At 74.9% G+C, this 15,332-nt stretch carries 13 protein-coding genes; 8 read left to right on the forward strand and 5 right to left on the reverse strand.

Going from position 1 to position 15,332, the window contains the following annotated elements; all coding sequences use genetic code 11:
• The first annotated feature begins 296 nt into the window (after positions 1 to 296).
• A complete protein-coding gene (locus BRM1_RS06875) occupies positions 297 to 626 on the forward strand; it encodes a YnfA family protein (protein ID WP_160951958.1) in 330 nt (109 codons plus the stop codon).
• A gap of 90 nt (positions 627 to 716) precedes the next feature.
• On the opposite strand, the gene BRM1_RS06880 is transcribed toward BRM1_RS06875, so the two are convergent.
• Entirely contained in the window at positions 717 to 2,135 is a 1,419-nt protein-coding gene (locus BRM1_RS06880; RefSeq protein ID WP_160951959.1) for an FAD-dependent oxidoreductase, read from the reverse strand.
• Between the two features lie 260 nt (positions 2,136 to 2,395).
• Between BRM1_RS06880 and rarD the strand changes: the two genes are divergently transcribed.
• Positions 2,396 to 3,319 carry an EamA family transporter RarD gene (rarD, locus tag BRM1_RS06885; protein WP_268529603.1) on the forward strand — a complete coding sequence of 308 codons (924 nt, stop codon included), beginning with the start codon at positions 2,396 to 2,398 and terminating at the stop codon, positions 3,317 to 3,319.
• 185 nt (positions 3,320 to 3,504) lie between these two features.
• Entirely contained in the window at positions 3,505 to 4,422 is a 918-nt protein-coding gene (locus BRM1_RS06890; protein ID WP_160951961.1) for a quinone oxidoreductase family protein, read from the forward strand.
• Positions 4,423 to 4,595: 173 nt separating this feature from the next.
• On the opposite strand, the gene BRM1_RS06895 is transcribed toward BRM1_RS06890, so the two are convergent.
• The 3 genes from BRM1_RS06895 to BRM1_RS06905 form a co-directional block, all read right to left on the reverse strand.
• Entirely contained in the window at positions 4,596 to 5,645 is a 1,050-nt protein-coding gene (locus BRM1_RS06895) for a polyprenyl synthetase family protein (protein ID WP_268529605.1), read from the reverse strand.
• A gap of 83 nt (positions 5,646 to 5,728) precedes the next feature.
• The gene (locus tag BRM1_RS06900) at positions 5,729 to 7,087 is read right to left on the reverse strand and encodes an FAD-dependent oxidoreductase (protein ID WP_268529606.1); all 1,359 of its coding nucleotides are present in this window, start codon (positions 7,085 to 7,087) and stop codon (positions 5,729 to 5,731) included.
• Positions 7,084 to 7,788, reverse strand: coding sequence for a demethylmenaquinone methyltransferase (locus BRM1_RS06905; protein WP_160954100.1), 705 nt, complete (start codon positions 7,786 to 7,788; stop codon positions 7,084 to 7,086). The genes BRM1_RS06900 and BRM1_RS06905 overlap by 4 nt, the downstream gene beginning before the upstream one ends.
• A 134-nt stretch (positions 7,789 to 7,922) precedes the next feature.
• On the opposite strand from BRM1_RS06905, the gene BRM1_RS06910 reads away from it, so the two are divergent.
• From BRM1_RS06910 to BRM1_RS06925, 4 genes are read left to right on the forward strand one after another with little or no spacing between them, the layout of a single operon-like run.
• On the forward strand, positions 7,923 to 9,674 hold the full coding sequence (locus BRM1_RS06910) for an isochorismate synthase (protein WP_268529607.1): 1,752 nt from the start codon (positions 7,923 to 7,925) through the stop codon (positions 9,672 to 9,674).
• Between the two features lie 58 nt (positions 9,675 to 9,732).
• Positions 9,733 to 10,296, forward strand: coding sequence for a hypothetical protein (locus tag BRM1_RS06915; RefSeq protein ID WP_268529609.1), 564 nt, complete (start codon positions 9,733 to 9,735; stop codon positions 10,294 to 10,296).
• A gap of 40 nt (positions 10,297 to 10,336) precedes the next feature.
• Entirely contained in the window at positions 10,337 to 11,506 is a 1,170-nt protein-coding gene (locus BRM1_RS06920) for a sensor histidine kinase (RefSeq protein ID WP_160954098.1), read from the forward strand.
• Complete coding sequence (locus tag BRM1_RS06925) at positions 11,503 to 12,240, forward strand: response regulator transcription factor (protein ID WP_268529610.1); 738 nt, start codon at positions 11,503 to 11,505, stop codon at positions 12,238 to 12,240. Before BRM1_RS06920 ends, BRM1_RS06925 begins: the two co-directional genes overlap by 4 nt.
• A gap of 13 nt (positions 12,241 to 12,253) precedes the next feature.
• Here the strand turns inward: BRM1_RS06925 and menD are convergent, their stop codons facing one another.
• Positions 12,254 to 14,056, reverse strand: a complete 1,803-nt coding sequence (menD, locus tag BRM1_RS06930) for a 2-succinyl-5-enolpyruvyl-6-hydroxy-3-cyclohexene-1-carboxylic-acid synthase (protein WP_268529612.1) — start codon at positions 14,054 to 14,056, stop codon at positions 12,254 to 12,256.
• Between the two features lie 128 nt (positions 14,057 to 14,184).
• Here menD and BRM1_RS06935 point away from each other — a divergent pair, with 128 nt between their 5' ends.
• Positions 14,185 to 15,171 (forward strand): CPBP family intramembrane glutamic endopeptidase, encoded by a 987-nt coding sequence (locus BRM1_RS06935; RefSeq protein ID WP_268529614.1) that lies wholly within the window; start codon positions 14,185 to 14,187, stop codon positions 15,169 to 15,171.
• The last annotated feature ends 161 nt before the right edge of the window (positions 15,172 to 15,332 follow it).

Below are 15,332 nucleotides of genomic sequence, written 5' to 3' on the forward strand. Positions count from 1 at the left end.
AGCCGGCCGAGCGCCAGCAGCGCGAGGAGGGGGCCCCCACGCCCAGCGCGATGCGGAAGGCGGGGATGTGGTCGCGCTGGGCGGGTGCCAGGCGGAAGAATTCGCGGACGTGGTTCACGGGTGCGGGGGCTCCTGGTGGTCTGGGACTGGAGGGCTGGTGGGCTGGTGGTCCGTGGCTGGAGGCGGCGGGCGTGTGGACGACGGGTTTGGGGCCTGCGGCCGGCCTGCCCGGTGCGCGCCGGCGGACGGTCTGCAAGGGTGGGAGGCGATTGCCCGCCGCCCTGCTCAGGAGCCCCATGGACACCCTCAAGTCGATCGTCCTGTTCGCACTGGCCGCCGTGCTCGAGATCGGCGGGGCATGGCTGATCTGGCAGGGCGTCCGCGAGCACCGCGGGTGGCTGTTCCTGGGCGCCGGGGTCGTGGCGCTGGGCCTCTACGGCTTCACCGCCGCCCTGCAGCCCGACGGCGGCTTCGGGCGGGTCCTCGCGGCCTACGGGGGCGTCTTCATCGTCGGGTCGCTCGCGTGGGCAATGGTCGCCGACGGCTTCCGGCCCGATGCCTGGGACCTCAGCGGCGCGCTCGTCTGCCTGGTCGGCGTGGCGCTCATCATGTACGCCCCGCGCTGAGCGGCCTCGGGCCCGGGCGCCCTCCCCCGGGCCGGCTGAGGGGCGTGTGGGCCCGGCCCACGCCCCGGCCCGCGCCCGAAGCGGCGCCGCTCAGTGCCCCGCGGGCGCCTCGGCGGCGGACTCCACCGCGCGCCGGGCCTGCGCGAGCATGCCCTCCCGCGTGGCGATCTTGATGCGCTCGCGGCCGTGGGGCTCGCCCGCGGCCTTCTCCGCGGCCTCGAGGAGGTGGTAGCCCTCCCAGTCGACGTACTCGACGCCCGCCGCGTCGAGGAAGTCCACGATGTCGTCCTCGCCCGGGTGCGCGGGCTCGGGCAGCGCACCGGCAGCGCGGTCCTCGATGAGGTGCGTGATCGTCTCGAGCGCATCGCCCTTCGTGTGGCCGATGAGGCCCACCGGGCCCCGCTTGATCCAACCGGTCGTGTAGACGCCCGGAATGGTCTCGGCCTGCGCGGCCGTGGCCTGTGCGTCGCCGTCCACCACGCGGCCCTCGACGTTCGTGATGACGCCGCGGGCCTGATCGAAGGGCAGGCCGGGCAGCGGCGAGCCGAAGTAGCCGACCGCCCGGTAGACCGCGTCCATGCCCCAGTCGACGAATTCGCCAGTGCCGGTGACCCCGGCGTTGCCGTCGAGCTCCTGGCGCTCGGTGCGCAGGCCCGTGACCCCCTCCTCCTGGGTTCCCAGCACGGCCACCGGTGCGTGGAGGAAGTGCAGGTGCAGGCGGCGGGGGGCGCCCGTGGGCTCGCGCAGCGTGAAGTCCGTGAGGGTCTTGGTGACCTGCTTGACCTGGTTGTTCGAGTGGATCGCCGCCATGGAGGCCTCGTCGAACTCGAAGTCCTCCGGGTAGACAATGATGTCGACGTCCTTGACGTGGCCCAGTTCGCGCAGCTCGAGCGGGGTGAACTTCGTCTGCGCCGGGCCGCGGCGGCCGAAGACGTGGACGTCCGTGACCTCGGACTTCTTGAGCCCGTCGTACACGTGATCCGGGATCTCCGTGCTCAGCAGGTCATCGGCCTGCTTGGCGAGGATGCGCGCCACGTCGAGGGCCACATTGCCGTTGCCGATCACCGCGACGCGCTGCGCGTCGAGCGGCCACTCCTGGCCCACATCGGGGTGCGAGTCGTACCAGTTGACGAAGTCGGCGGCGCCGTAGGAGCGCGGCAGGTCCACCCCGGGGATGTCGAGGCGGGCATCGACGAAGCTGCCGGTGGAGAAGATGACGGCGTCGTAGTGGTCCTGCAGCTGCTCGAGCGTGATGTCCGTGCCGAAGTCGACGTTGCCGAACAGGCGGATGTCGCCGCGGTCGAGGACCTTGATGAGCGCGTTGATGATGCCCTTGATACGCGGATGGTCCGGGGCCACGCCGTAGCGCACCAGGCCGAAGGGGGCGGGCAGCCGCTCGAACAGGTCGATGCTGACCTCGAAGTCGCGCTCGGCCTTCGTCAGCAGGTCCGCCGCGTAGATCCCGGCGGGGCCCGCGCCCACGATCGCCACCCTGAGAGCTCGGCTCATGTCACTCCTTTAGCGTCTGCGTCGGCCGCGCGCGGTCTGAGGCCCGCACGGGCACCGCGGACCAGTCTAATTGGCCCAGCATTTCGTTGCCGAATCCCGGTGCAGGATCACTGTGACCCGGGCCAGGATCGCTGCGGCAGCGGCTCCGGGGATCACTGCGGCAGCGGCAGCGGCAGCGACGCAGGCCCGGTGCGCGCCGGATGGCGTCTCTGCCCGCGGGCACTCGCCCCGTGAACCCGGGGCCTCCCTAGACTGAGCGGGTGACCCACACTCCCCTCCCCGAGGACGAGGCCGCCCGCCGTCGCGCTGGCCTGCTCCTCGGCACCGCCAGCTATGTCTTCTGGGGTTTCATGCCCCTGTTCTTCGCGCTCGCGGCGCCCGCCTCGAGCCTCGAGATCCTCGCCCACCGCATCGTGTGGTCGCTGGTCTTCTGCCTCATCCTGCTCACCGGCGCCCGCGGCTTCGGCCGGGTCCTGGCCGCGGTTCGCAGCCCCCGCCTGTTGGGCACCCTGGCCCTGGCCAGCGCGATCGTCGCGTGCAACTGGTTCGCGTTCCTCTACGGGGTGGAGGTCAACCGCGTCCTCGAGATCTCGCTGGGCTACTTCATCAATCCCCTCGTCACGATCGCGCTGGGCGTCATCTTCCTGCACGAGCGGCTGCGCCCGCTCCAGTGGGCCGCGGTGGGGTTGGGCGCTGCGGCGGTCGTCGTCATCGCGGCGGGCTACGGCCACATGCCGTGGCTGTCGCTGGCCGTGGCCTTCAGCTTCGGGACCTACGGGCTGGTGAAGAACCGGGTGGGCGGCCGGGTGGGCGCCCTCGAGGGCCTGACGATCGAGACGGCGGTCCTCACCCCGCCCGCGCTCGTCGTCATCGGCGTCCTCGCAGCCACCGGCCACTCCCACTTCGGCAGCGCAGGCCTGGGCCACGCGGGCATCATGATGCTCCTGGGCCCCCTTACCGCGATCCCGCTCATCATGTTCTCCGGGGCCACGCGCCGGGTCCCGCTGTCCTGGGTGGGCATGCTCCAGTACATCGCGCCCACCATGCAATTCGTCCTCGGCACGCTCGTCTTCCACGAGGCGATGTCGACGACCCGCTGGATCGGCTTCATCATCATCTGGGCCACGGTCGGACTCATCATCGCGGACATGCTGCGCGCCTCCCGGCGGGGCCGCCGCCGCTGATGGCGCAGCGCTGGGGTTGCCCCCGCATCGCACCGGCGTAGACTCGGGCTCCCGCTCACCCGAGCGCACAGCCTCTCGCTGTACCACGGCGCTCGCCGTCGGCTCGCCCCGGCGAGCGCCGGCTTCGGACGGGGGCCCCGGGCGGCAGGCCGCACGCCGTCGCAGCGGAACCGAAAGGCGGCACGATGCAGGCATTCCTCGCTCAGCCCGGCGGCACTCCCGCCCTCTCCGACTGGGACCCGCCCACTGCGGAACCTGCGCTCGCCCCCGTGCGGGCCGCGGCGCTCAACCCCGTGGACCTCGCGATCGGCGCCGGCGGCTTCCCGTTCCGCCCGCTCTCCGCCGGTGACGTGCTGGGCTTCGAAGGCGTCGCCCAGACCGGCCCGGACACCCACGTCTACTTCTCCGCACCGGCTCCGCCGTTCGGCTCGTTCGCCGAGCGGGTGGACCTCTCCGGTGCGGAGACGGTGGAGCTGCCGGCGGGCGTCGACCCGGTCGCCGGCGCCGCGCTCGGGGTGCCCGGCATCGCCGCCTTCCTGGCGCTCACGAAGGCCGGGCGGATGCAGGCGGGCGAACGGGTGCTCGTACTGGGCGGCACGGGCAGCGTGGGCCGCCTCACCGTCCAGCTCGCCCGGGCACTCGGCGCCGCGGAGGTTGCGGCCACCACCCGCGGCGCCGGCAGCGCCATCGAGCGTGCGGGAGGACGGCCGGTGCACGCCACCACGGCGGACGAGATGTCCACCGGCCTGGCAGGACTCGAGCCCTTCGACGTCGTCGTGGACACCCTGTGGGGCGACTACGCCGGCGCTGCGGTGGAGCACACCGCCCGCTATGGGCGCTTCGCGCAGGTGGGCAACTCCGCCGGGGCACGCGGTGAGATCGCCGCCCCGGACTTCCGCAATCGGGGCATCTCCTTCATCGGCCATTCGAACTTCCTGGCCGCCTCGGCCGAGCGCACCGCCGCCTACGCCGAGGTCGCCGCCCTGCTGGCCAACGGCGAACTCGAGGTGCGGCCCGACGTCCGCCCCCTGGCAGAGCTGCCGCAGGCGTGGGCGGATGCCGCAGCGGGCAGGGGCGGCGGCAAGCTCGTCGTCTGCCCCTGAGCCGTCGCCTCCGCATCCCGGATCACCAGCCCCGCTGGCAACGACGGCGCCTCTCCTGTCTCCCGCGGCTCTCCCACGGCGACGACCAGACGATCTTCGCCGTGACGCCCGAACGCCTGGTCGGCGGCGGCCGCGGCGCGCGCGAACCGCGGGAGCCGCGAACGGCGCTCGGTCTAGGCGACCCGCTCGACGACCGAGGCGGCAAACGCCTCGAGCTCGTCGCGCACGGCGCCCGCGGGCAGCGCGGCCAGCGCCTCGACGGCCTCGGCGGCCCAGCGGCGGGCCTCGGCCGCGGCCTGCGCGGTGGCCGGCAGCGCGACGACCGCGCGCCGCGCGGCCTCCAGCGCGGCATCGGAGCTCAGGTCCTCGTCGAGGAGCACGATGGCCTGGGCCGCCTGCGCATCGCCGGCCGCTGCGGCGCGGCGGGCGTAGAGCACGGGCAGCGTCGGCACGCCCTCGCGCAGGTCCGTGCCCGGCGTCTTGCCGGTCTTCGCTCCATCGCCGGCCAGGTCGATGAGGTCGTCGGCGAGCTGGAAGGCGATCCCCACGCGCTCGCCGAAGTCGCGCAGGGGACCGATGAGCTCGCGCGGGCCGTTGGAGTAGATGAGCCCGAACTCGCCGGCGGCGGCGATGAGCGAGCCGGTCTTGTCCGCGAGCACGCGCAGGTAGTGCTCGATGGGGTCGGCCCCGGCGGGCGGCCCGGAGAACTCGGCGAGCTGGCCCAGGACGAGCCGCTCGAACGTCTCCGCCTGCAGCCGGACCGCCTCGACGCCCAGCTGGGCGCTCAGCAGCGAGGCCCGGGCGAACAGCAGATCGCCGGTGAGGATGGCCACGGAGTTGCCCCACACGTGCTGTGCCGCCGGGGCACCGCGGCGCAGCGGCGCATCGTCCATGACGTCGTCGTGGTAGAGGGTCGCGAGGTGGATGAGCTCGACGGCCGCGGCGGCGCTGCGCACCTCGGGCCGCGACCCGTCGCCCAACTGGGCGGTGAGGAGGACGAGCATGGGCCGCACCCGCTTGCCGCCGGCGGCGAGCAGGTGGTGGGAGGCCTCGTCGGCGAGGTGGTCGGCCTGGGCGACGGCGGTCTCAAGGATCTCCTCGACGTCGCCGAGGCGCTCGGCAAGCTCCTCGGCGAGCCCGGAGCCCGCTGCCGCGAAGGACCCGGGCGTCAGCGGCCCACGGTCGCGCGAGCGCGCGGCGGGGGTGTCGGCAGCCTTCGTCATGTCCTCTTCCATGGTCGTTCGCGCGGCGGTGCGCGCGCCGCCGCGTGCCGGATTCCGCGGCGCGGGCTGCGCAGTGCGGTCCGTCAGCGGTCCCTGTTGTCCGTCGCGGGGACCAGTGTCTCCAGCGCGACGATGATGCGATCGTACAGGTCGCGCTCGTCGGACTCCCCACCGCGATACAGGTTGGCGAGCAGCTTGACGACGAACCGCATGAGCGTCTCGCTCCCCATACCGTACTTCAGACCGGCGCTCATGAGGGCGGGCCTGCCGATGAGCGAGGCGAAGATCCGGCCCAGCGTGAAGTAGCTGCCGAACGCCCCGCGCACCCGGTCCGGGTATTCGCGCAGGGCGGCGTGCATGGCCGCGCGCGGGTAGCGCCGCACGGTCGACACGGCCTCGGCGGCCAGGCGCGCGGACTCCATCGCGTAGTCGATGCCCTCGCCGTTGAACGGGTTGACCATCCCCGCGGAATCGCCCACGAGCAGCACTCCCGCGCGCAGGTGCGGGGTGCGGTTGAAGGCCATGGGCAGCGCGGCGCTGCGCACCTTCGCGACCATCGTGTCCTCCCCGATCGACCACTCGTGGCCCATCGCGGCAATCCACTCGCGCAGGACTCCGCGGTAGTCCACGGTGCCGAACTGGGGCGAGGAGTCGAGGATCCCCAGGCCCACGTTGACCGTGCCGTCGCCCATCGGGAAGAGCCAGCCGTAGCCGGGCATGGCCTCGCCGCGCTCGCCCTCGCGCGGGCGCCGAGCGCGGCCCGCTCCGGCGGCGTCGCCAGCGGGTGCCTGCGCAGGGGCGCGCAGCTCCAGCCAGCTCTCCAGCCGATCGTCCGAGGCCCGCGGCGAGGGGTAGTAGGTCCGCACGGCCACGCCCATGGGGCGATCCGCGCGCTTCTCGATCCCCAGCCCTACGGCCATGCGGGCCGAGACCCCGTCGGAGGCGATGACGACGGGCGCGCGGAAGAGCGTCTCGTCACCGGTCTTGCGGCCGCGGGAGTCCGTTGCGACGGCGCGCACGCCGGTGACCCCGCCGTCGGCGCCGAGCACGGGCTCCTGCGCGAACGTGTGCTCGAACAGCTCCGCTCCCGAGGCGCGGGCGTGGTCGGCGAGCGCCGCGTCGAGTCCCGTGCGGGCCCGGGTGAGCCCGAAGTCCGGCATCCCGTCGACGGCCGGCCAGTCCATCTCCAGCCGGTGGCCCGCGCCGATGAGGCGCAGCCCCCGGTTGCGGTGCCAGCCGTCCTCCTCGCGCGGGTCGATGCCGAGCAGCTGGAGCTCGCGGACCGCGCGCGGGGTCAGTGCGTCGCCGCACACCTTGTCGCGCGGGAAGGCGGACTTCTCGAGCAGCGCGACGCTTAGCCCGGCGGCCGCCAGGTGCGCTGCCGCGGTGGAGCCGGCGGGCCCGGCGCCCACGACGACGGCGTCGAAGTCGAGTGCCCTCATGCTCCCGGGACCGGCTTGAGGGCGTGGTGGAGGGCCACGATGCCGCCGGTGAGGTTGCGGTATCGCACCTGGTCGAAACCGGCATCGCGGATGAGGTGGGCGAGGGCGTCCTGGTCCGGCCACGCGCGGATGGACTCCGCGAGGTAGACGTAGGCCTCCGGATTCGAGCTCACGGCGCGCGCCACGGCGGGCAGCGCGCGCATGATGTAGCCCTTGTAGAAGCGGGCGAACGGCGCGAGCGTGGGGGTGGAGAACTCGGCGACGAGGAGCCGCCCGCCGGGCTTGAGCACCCGCAGCATCTCCGCGAGCGCGGCCTGGGGCTCCTGCACGTTGCGGAAGCCGTAGGTGATGGTCACGACGTCGAAGCTCGCATCGTCGAACGGCAGGTCCAGCGCGTCGGCGTAGACGAAGTCGATCTCCGGGTGCTTGCGGCGGCCCACCTCGAGCATGCCGGTGGAGATGTCGCCGGCCGTCACCTCGGCGCCGGCGCGCGCATAGGGCACGGAGGAGGCGCCGGTGCCGGCGGCCAGGTCGAGGATCCGCTCACCGGGGTGCGGGTCGACGGCCTTCGTGATCTCGATGCGCCACAGGCGCGAGATGCCGAATGTCATCGCGTCGTTCGTCAGGTCGTAGCGGTCGGCCACGGCGTCGAACATGGATGCGACTTCCGATGCCTGCTTGTCCAGGTGCGCGCGATTCATGCCCCCATGATCGCAACCGGCGGGGCATGCGCGCCACCCCGGGTGCGCCGCGCGGGATCCCGGCGCCGCGCGTGCTCTCGCTGCCGCGCGGGCTCCCGGCACCGGACCTGTGGCGGCGTCGCTAGCATGGGGCCGTGATCACCGTGGACTTGGACCCCGCCGCCGTGGAGCTCCCGGACCTGCCGGCGCTGCGGGTGCGCTCGTGGTTCATCGACGGCGTCAGCCCCGAGGCCCCGCGCCCGTTCCGCGCGGGCCTGCCCACCGCGCCCGTCGAGTTCCTCGCACAGCTGCCGGTCGACGAGCTCAGCTGCTGGGTGCGCGGCACCTCCGGTCTCGTGGGCTTCGGGCGAGCCGTGCGCCTGCGCACGCGCGGGACCGCGGGGCCGGGCGCCGTGGCCGGGAACGGGGTGCCAGGCGCAGTTGCCGCAGACGAGGCGGCGCTCCCCTCGCGCTTCACGGTCCTCGACCGCGCCTGGCGGGCGCTCGTCGCGAGCGCCCGCATCGACGACGGCGTGGGCCTGCCGGGCGCGGGCCTCGTGGGCTTCACGGCCCTCGCGTTCTCGCCTGACTCGCGGGCCCACTCCGTCATCGACGTGCCGCGCTACCTCATGGGCCGCCGCGATGGCCGGGTCTGGCTGACGGACATCGCCCCGGACGGCGACAATGCCGCCGGCCTCGCACTCGCCGCCTCGCCCCTGCGCGCGCCGGTGGGCGCCCGGGTGCTGCCCGGCAGCGTGAGCGCGCAGGCCTACCGGGCGAATGTGGCCCAGGCGAGCGCGACGATGCGCGGCACCTCGGTGATTGGCACCTCGGCGGCGGGCCTGCCCGAGACGGATGCCTCGAAGGCGGGAGGCCGGGTGACCGCCTTCGGCACTGGGGCGCATGGCTCCCCCGGTGCCGCCGCCTCCCCTGGCACCGTCGGCTCCCCCGGCGAATCCGGCGGCGCCGCCACCGCAGGGGGCGCGGGGGCGGCCGGCGAGGCCGGACGGCTGCGCAAGGCCGTGCTCGCCCGCGACGCGGTCGTCGAGACCGTCGAGGACATCGACGTGCGCGCGGTGCTCGGCCGGCTCAACGCCGACTACCCCTCGTGCTGGACATTCGATGTGGCCGGCCTCGTGGGCGCCACCCCGGAGCTGCTCATCGGGGTGCAGGACGGCACCGTCACCTCCCGCGTGCTCGCCGGGACGTACCGCGTGCAGCGCGATCCGGCCGCGGAGCTCGACGCCGCGCGCGCCCAGCTGGGCGCGGCCAAGGACAGCGCGGAGCACCGCTTCGCCATCAACTCGCTGGCCGCCTCGCTGGGCCCGCTGAGCCCCGACCTCCACGTCGACGCCGAACCCCACCTGCTCCAGCTCTCCAACGTCATCCACCTCGCCTCGGACGCCCGCGGGACGCTGGCCCCCACCGGATCGGCCGCGGGCGCTGGCTCCGGCGGGGCTCCCGGCTCCGAACACGAGGTCGGGGACGGCGAGGCCGCCGGGGCGCCCGCGGCCCCGCCGTCCATCCTCGAGGTCGCACGCCGCGTGCACCCCACCGCCGCCGTGGGCGGCGTGCCCCCCGCGGCGGCGGCCGCGCTCATCGCCGACCTCGAGGGCGCCGACCGCGGCCGCTACGCCGGGCCCGTGGGATGGCTCGACGACCGCGGCAACGGGCAGCTGGGCATCGCGCTGCGCTGCGGCCAGCTCGAGGCGCGCAACCGAATCCGGCTGTGGGCGGGCGCGGGCATCATGCCGGACTCGGACCCGGATTCGGAGCTGGCGGAGACCGCGGCGAAGCTCGCGCCCATGCTGCGCGCGCTCGGTGCCCGCCTGCCGGACGAGGCGGGAGGCGAGACCGGTGACACGGCGGGCCGCCTTTCTCCACCCGAATCCCCACCCGTGGACTGAGGCGCCCCCTGCGCTCGGCCGGGATGCTGGTCCCATCGTCAGACGAAAGGACCGCATCATGCTCGGCTTGCCCCTCACCCAGTTCCTCGGACCCCTCGGCCAGATCCTCCCCACCGTCGTCGTGGTCGCGGTGGTCATCGCGCTGATCGGGCGCCGCCAGCTGCGGTGGCGAGCCCTCGATGCGGCCCGGCCGTGGAGATCCGCCCTCATCCTCGGCGGCATCGGCGCGGGCCTGGTGGTCGTGACCGGGCAGCTGGGTGCCATGACCCTCGCCGCCTGCGCGCTCCTCGCCGTCGAGCTCCTGGTCGGTGCGGCCTCCGGTGTCGTGATGGGGCGTCTCACGACGCTGCGGCCGCACGCGGCCGCAGCGGGGAAGAACCCCGAGACGGCCCCGCGGTGGGAGGCCCGCGGCGGCGCCGCAGGCCTCCTGGTCTTCGTCGGCCTGCTCCTGGTCCGGGTGGCCATCGGCGTCGCAGCCCACGTCGCGGGAATCGAGTTCGCGGTCTCCAGCGGTACGATCCTGCTGCTGGTGGCCGCGAACCGCGCGGGCGCCGCCGCGGTCCTCGGTTCGCGCACGGCAGCCCTCGAGGAGGCGCCGAGCGCCCCGCACCGCGCGCGCTGATCCGCCCCGCACACGCGGGACCGTGAGGAGGGGAACGACGATGACCGTGGGCGACGCCGCACCCGGGTTCGGCCGGAACCGCGCAGCGCTCGCCCTCGTGCGCTCCGGCGTGGGCATCGCCGCCGTGACGACGGCGCTCATCGTCATCCCGGTGGGCACCCTCCCTACCCTGTTCGCCGCGCTCGCGATCGCCGTCTGGGCCGCCCTCAGCGTGTGCGCCGCCCTCGGCCGCCGGGTGCCGCTGCCCCTTGCCGCACTGGGCGTGCTGGCCGCCTCGCTGGCACTGACCGGCAGCCTGGGACTCACCGCGGTGCCGCTGGCGATCGTGCTGGTGCGCACGCTGGCCGAGCCCCAGCGCCCCGCCTGGCACGGCGCCGCCCTGGCGGTCCTTACCGCCCTGGCCCTGGTCGGGGCCGCGCTGACGCCACACGGCCGCGAGGACCTCCGCTGGCTGCCGGTGCAGCTGGCCATGGTCGGCGTCATGGCGGCACTCGGTGCGGCGCGCCGGCAGGTGCGCCGCTCAGAGCTGGCCGCTGCCCGCGCCCGGGAGGTCGAACTCGAGGCCACCGCCCGCTGGCAGGTGCTGGCCGACCGGCAGGCGCTGGCCCGCGAGCTGCACGACGTGCTCGCCCATTCACTGGGCGGTCTTGTCGTGCAGCTCGATGCCGCCGAGGCGCTGCTCGAGTCCGGGCGCGCAGACGATGCGGCCCGGACGGTGGGCGCGGCGCGCGCCCTCGCCGCAACCGGGCTGTCCGAGGCGCGCGACGCGGTGGCCCAGCTGCGCGAGCCCCCGGCCGAGGCCCCCGCTCGGTCCGCCTCGCTGAGCGCCGCCGTGGACCCCCTCGTCGCGGAGGCGCGCGGACTGGGAATGGAGGTCCGAGCGCAGGCGGGCCCCGACGACGCGGTGTCCCCCGTCGCTGCCGCCGCGTTCCATCGCGCCGCGCAGGAGGCCCTGACCAACGCCCGCAAGCACGCGCCCGGGCAGCCCGTCGACCTCGCATACGCCGTGTGCGATGGGTGGGCGACGTTGGACGTCGCGAACGCGCTGTCCTTCGCGCCCGGTGCCCTGGCCGAGTCCGGCGGCGGCAACGGGCTGCGGGGGATGCGGGAGCGCTTCGCGCAGCTGCCCGGGGGCGAGCTCAGCGCCGGCACCGCGGACGGCGCCTTCAGCCTCCATGCCCGCGCACGCGCCGAAGGGTGCCCGGAGTGAGCGAGTCCGGCCCCCCGATCCGCGTCATCGTCGCGGACGACCAGGCGATCGTGCGCGAGGGCCTCGCCACGGTGCTCGGGCTGCTCGCCAACGTCGACGTGGTCGGGCAGGCGGCGGATGGCGCGCAGGCACTCGCGATCGCCCGCGAGGTGCACCCGGATGTCGTGCTCATGGACCTGCGCATGCCGGGCGTATCCGGCGCGGAGGCGACCGCCCTCCTGCGCGCTCAGGCGCCCTCGGTGCGGGTGCTCGTTCTCACGACGTTCGGCGACGACGCCTCGATCGCCGAGGCGCTGCGGGCCGGCGCCGCGGGCTACCTGACCAAGGACGCCTCCCGGGCCCAGGTCGCCGCGGCCATCCGCGCCGTCGCCGCCGGGGCCACGGCGATGTCCGATGAGGTCGGAGCGCGCCTGCTCCAGGGCCTCGCTCCCGCCCCGGCCGCGCCCGTGGCCGACGGGTCTGCGCGGCCTGCCCGCGGTGACTCCACACGGGACGAGCGAGAGGAGGAGGCCTCGCCCGCGAGCCTGCGACGGCGCCACGCGAACCTCACGGCGCGCGAAGCCGAGGTGCTCGCCCTGATGGCGCAGGGGCTCACCAACGCCGAGATCGCGGGCTCCCTGTTCGTGTCGATGCCCACGGTGAAGACGCATGTGAACGCGGTCTTCGCCAAGCTCCCCGCCCGGGACCGCGCCGATGCCATCCGGCAGGCGCTGGGCCGCGGGCGCACCCCGTAGCCGCGGCCGGTGCTCAGCCCCCGACGGGCGGCAGCGGTATCTCGTAGACCCCGGGGCGCCCGGCCGCAGCGGCCGAGGCGATGGCCGCGGCATCCGCACAGCGCTCGTAGTGCCAGCCGTAGGCGCGGGCCAGATGTTCGAACGTGCGGCCGTGGCGGGTGCCGAAGTAGCGGTCGAAGAACGGCCGCAGGTGCGGCTGGCCGTGCTCCAGGCCGGCGAAGATCGCCCCGCCGTCGTCGTTGAGGACGAAGACCTGCAGGTGCGGCGGTGCCTCGCCGGATTCGCGCAGCAGCCCGCCCACGTCGTGGAGCGCGGCGACGTCGCCGATGACCAGCCGCAGCGGTGCGTCCAACTCAGGATCGAGGCCCAGCCCCATCGCCGCGCCCGCGGCCGTGGAGATGAGCCCGTCGATTCCGGCCAGGCCCCGCGAGGCGTGCAGCCGCACCCCGGAGGTGGGCACCCGGTCCAGGTAGCGCACGGCCGACGAGCTGGCGGCAAACAGCTCGCCCCCTGCCGCGGCGATCGCACGAACGGCGGCGGCTGGATCGAGCGGGCGAGGTGCCCCCGGCTGGGGCTCCGCGGCCGGCCGCGCAGCGGCCGGTTCCTCCTGCTCGGTCCGCTCCGGCTGCTCGGTCCGCGCAGGCTGCGCCGCCCGTGGCAGTCCGGTGCCCTGTTCCCGTTGGTCGCCGTCCTGCTCCGCGGGGTCGGCGCTCTGCGGCGCACCCGCCGCACGCCAGCGCTCGGCCCAGCGCAGCCCCACGGCGTCCGGGGCGAGCCCCGCGGCGGCCCCCGCGGCCTGCCAGGCCTCCTCCCACGCACCGGGGCTCACCGCGTCCAGATCGGCCTGGATGCGGTGCACCGCGACACCCGGGGCGGCGAGGAGCCGCGCATCGGGGCGGAAGAGCGTGACCTTGCCGAATGAGAAGACCGTGCGGATCTCCGCCGTGAGCTCGGGATGCGCGGCCAGCACCTCGGCGTGGGCGGGGACCGCGCCGGGCAGCTCGCGCAGGGCCGAGGTGGGCTCGGCGAGCACGGGCAGGCCCGTGGCGTCTGCGAACGCGGCCGCCCGCGCGGCGGACCAGCCGAACGCATCGCCGGCGAGGATCACCGCGCGCTCGCGGGGCGCGGTGAGGAACCCGGCGTCGAGGGCCGCCGACGCACCAACCGGGGCCGCGGACGCGCCAACGGGCGCTCCGGGCACACCAGCCTGCACTGCCGGCACCGCGACCGCGAACGGCGGGTCGTCCGCGGTCGGCTCCAGCGGCACGTCGAACTGGACGTTGAGCTGGACGGGGCCGGGAGGCCGCCCGGCGGCCAGCCCGGTGCCCAGCGCCGCGGTGAGCGCCTGGGCGACCAGCGCCTCGGCGGCGGAGCCCGGCGTCCCCGCGGGGACGTCGAGGGCCGCGCGCACCTCGGGCAGCGCGCGGTGCTGCGCGTCGAGTGTCTGATTGGCTCCGGTGCCGCGCAGGCGGGCCGGCCGGTCCGCGGTGAGCAGGAGCAGCGGGAGGTGGGCGTAGGCGGCCTCGAGCGCGGCCGGGTGGAGGTTGGCGACGGCGCTGCCGGAGGTGGTCACGACGGCCACCGGGGCGGGCGGCCGGCCCGCGGCCCGCTCCCCCTTGGCGATCCCGAGGGCCAGGAAGGCGGCGTCGCGCTCGTCGATGCGCACGTGGGCGGTGAGGGCGCCGGCGGCATCGGCGGCGGCCAGTGCGTAGGCCAGCGGAGCCGAACGCGAACCCGGGCTGATGACCGCGTGGCGCACTCCGGCGCCGAGGAGAGCGGAGACGAGGGCGCGGGCGAGCGCGGTGGAGTCGTTCACATCCCGATTCAACCAGACGCTCGGGGTGTGCCGACGCAGCCGCCCGGCACGGCCGGGGCTGGCGGGGCCACTGCGCGCGCCCGGCCGAGGCCCGCTGCGGGCACGGGCCCGGCACTACGATGGCCCCTATGAGTTCGTACCCTCCCCATCCCTACGCCGCCGCCGAAGCCCCGCACAGGCCGGCAGTCGAGCGCAGCGATCGGCACCGGGTGTGGCAGCTCGTCGCGGGGGCGGTGGCGTTCGTCCTCGCGCAGCTCGTGGCGGGGACCGTGAGCGTCCTCGCCCACGTGTTCAACACGGGCGCGCTCGTGGGCAGCACGGGCGAGCTCACGGGCGGGGAGTACCTGATCGGCATGTGCGCCGGCGCGCTCGTGGCCCTCGTCCTCTACGCCCTCATCGTGGGCACCATCGGCAAGGCGCCCTGGCTGGGGCTGCGCGGTTCATCCGTGCCGCTGGAGATCGCGATCGGGCTGGGGGTGGGCGCCGTGCTCATCGCGGTCTCGGTGGGGCTCATCGCGCTGTTCGGCGGCTACCGCATCACCGGCGTCGAGGTCTCCGGCGGCATCCTCCTGGCCCTGGCCGCGGGGATCGGCGCGGGCTTCATGGAGGAGATCCTGTTCCGCGGCTTCCTGCTGCGCATCCTCGACGCGTGGCTGGGCACGTGGTGGGCGCTCATCCTCAGCTCGGTGCTGTTCGGCGCGGTCCACCTCACCAATCCCGAGGCGACGTGGCTGGGCACCGTGGGGATCATGGTCTCCGCGGGCGGCCTGCTGGGCGGGGCATACATCCTCACGCGCCGCCTCTGGCTGCCCATCGCGATCCACATCTCCTGGAACTTCGTGCAGGGCGGCATCTTCTCCTCCGACATCTCCGGCACCGGGGACTCCCACGGCCTGTTCACCGCGCAGTGGCCCGGTCCCGCCTGGCTGACCGGCGGGACAATGGGCATGGAGGGCTCGGTCCTCACGATCGCCGTGGCCGTGATCGCCGCCGGCGGCATCCTCCATCTGGCGCTCAAGCACGGGATGATCGTGGGGCCCGTGCGCCGCGAGCGCAGGGCGGCACGGGAGCCCGAGGCGCGGGAGCCTGACCCGCGGGGGACCGAACCGCAGTAGCCCGAGGTTCGGGGGCCCGATGGGCAGTAGCCCGGGGTCCGGGGCCCGAGACCCGGGGAGCCCGAGGGGCGGGCCGCCTACGGGGAGCGCGCGGGCTCCCCCAGTAAGCGCCGGTGAGCGCGGATAGGTGCGGTGAGCGCGGTTCGGCGCGGCCAGGCGCG

It is taken from the genome of Brevibacterium sp. BRM-1 (genome assembly GCF_026802075.1).
GTDB lineage: Bacteria > Actinomycetota > Actinomycetes > Actinomycetales > Brevibacteriaceae > Brevibacterium > Brevibacterium rongguiense.

Coding starts and splice junctions, on each gene's coding strand:
- BRM1_RS06915 (WP_268529609.1), top strand. CDS start 9,733: ATGCTCGGCTTGCCCCTCACCCAGTTCCTCGGACCCCTCGGCCAGATC.
- BRM1_RS06920 (WP_160954098.1), top strand. CDS start 10,337: ATGACCGTGGGCGACGCCGCACCCGGGTTCGGCCGGAACCGCGCAGCG.
- BRM1_RS06905 (WP_160954100.1), bottom strand. CDS start 7,788: ATGAATCGCGCGCACCTGGACAAGCAGGCATCGGAAGTCGCATCCATG.
- BRM1_RS06900 (WP_268529606.1), bottom strand. CDS start 7,087: ATGAGGGCACTCGACTTCGACGCCGTCGTCGTGGGCGCCGGGCCCGCC.
- BRM1_RS06935 (WP_268529614.1), top strand. CDS start 14,185: ATGAGTTCGTACCCTCCCCATCCCTACGCCGCCGCCGAAGCCCCGCAC.
- BRM1_RS06890 (WP_160951961.1), top strand. CDS start 3,505: ATGCAGGCATTCCTCGCTCAGCCCGGCGGCACTCCCGCCCTCTCCGAC.
- BRM1_RS06880 (WP_160951959.1), bottom strand. CDS start 2,135: ATGAGCCGAGCTCTCAGGGTGGCGATCGTGGGCGCGGGCCCCGCCGGG.
- BRM1_RS06895 (WP_268529605.1), bottom strand. CDS start 5,645: ATGACGAAGGCTGCCGACACCCCCGCCGCGCGCTCGCGCGACCGTGGG.
- BRM1_RS06875 (WP_160951958.1), top strand. CDS start 297: ATGGACACCCTCAAGTCGATCGTCCTGTTCGCACTGGCCGCCGTGCTC.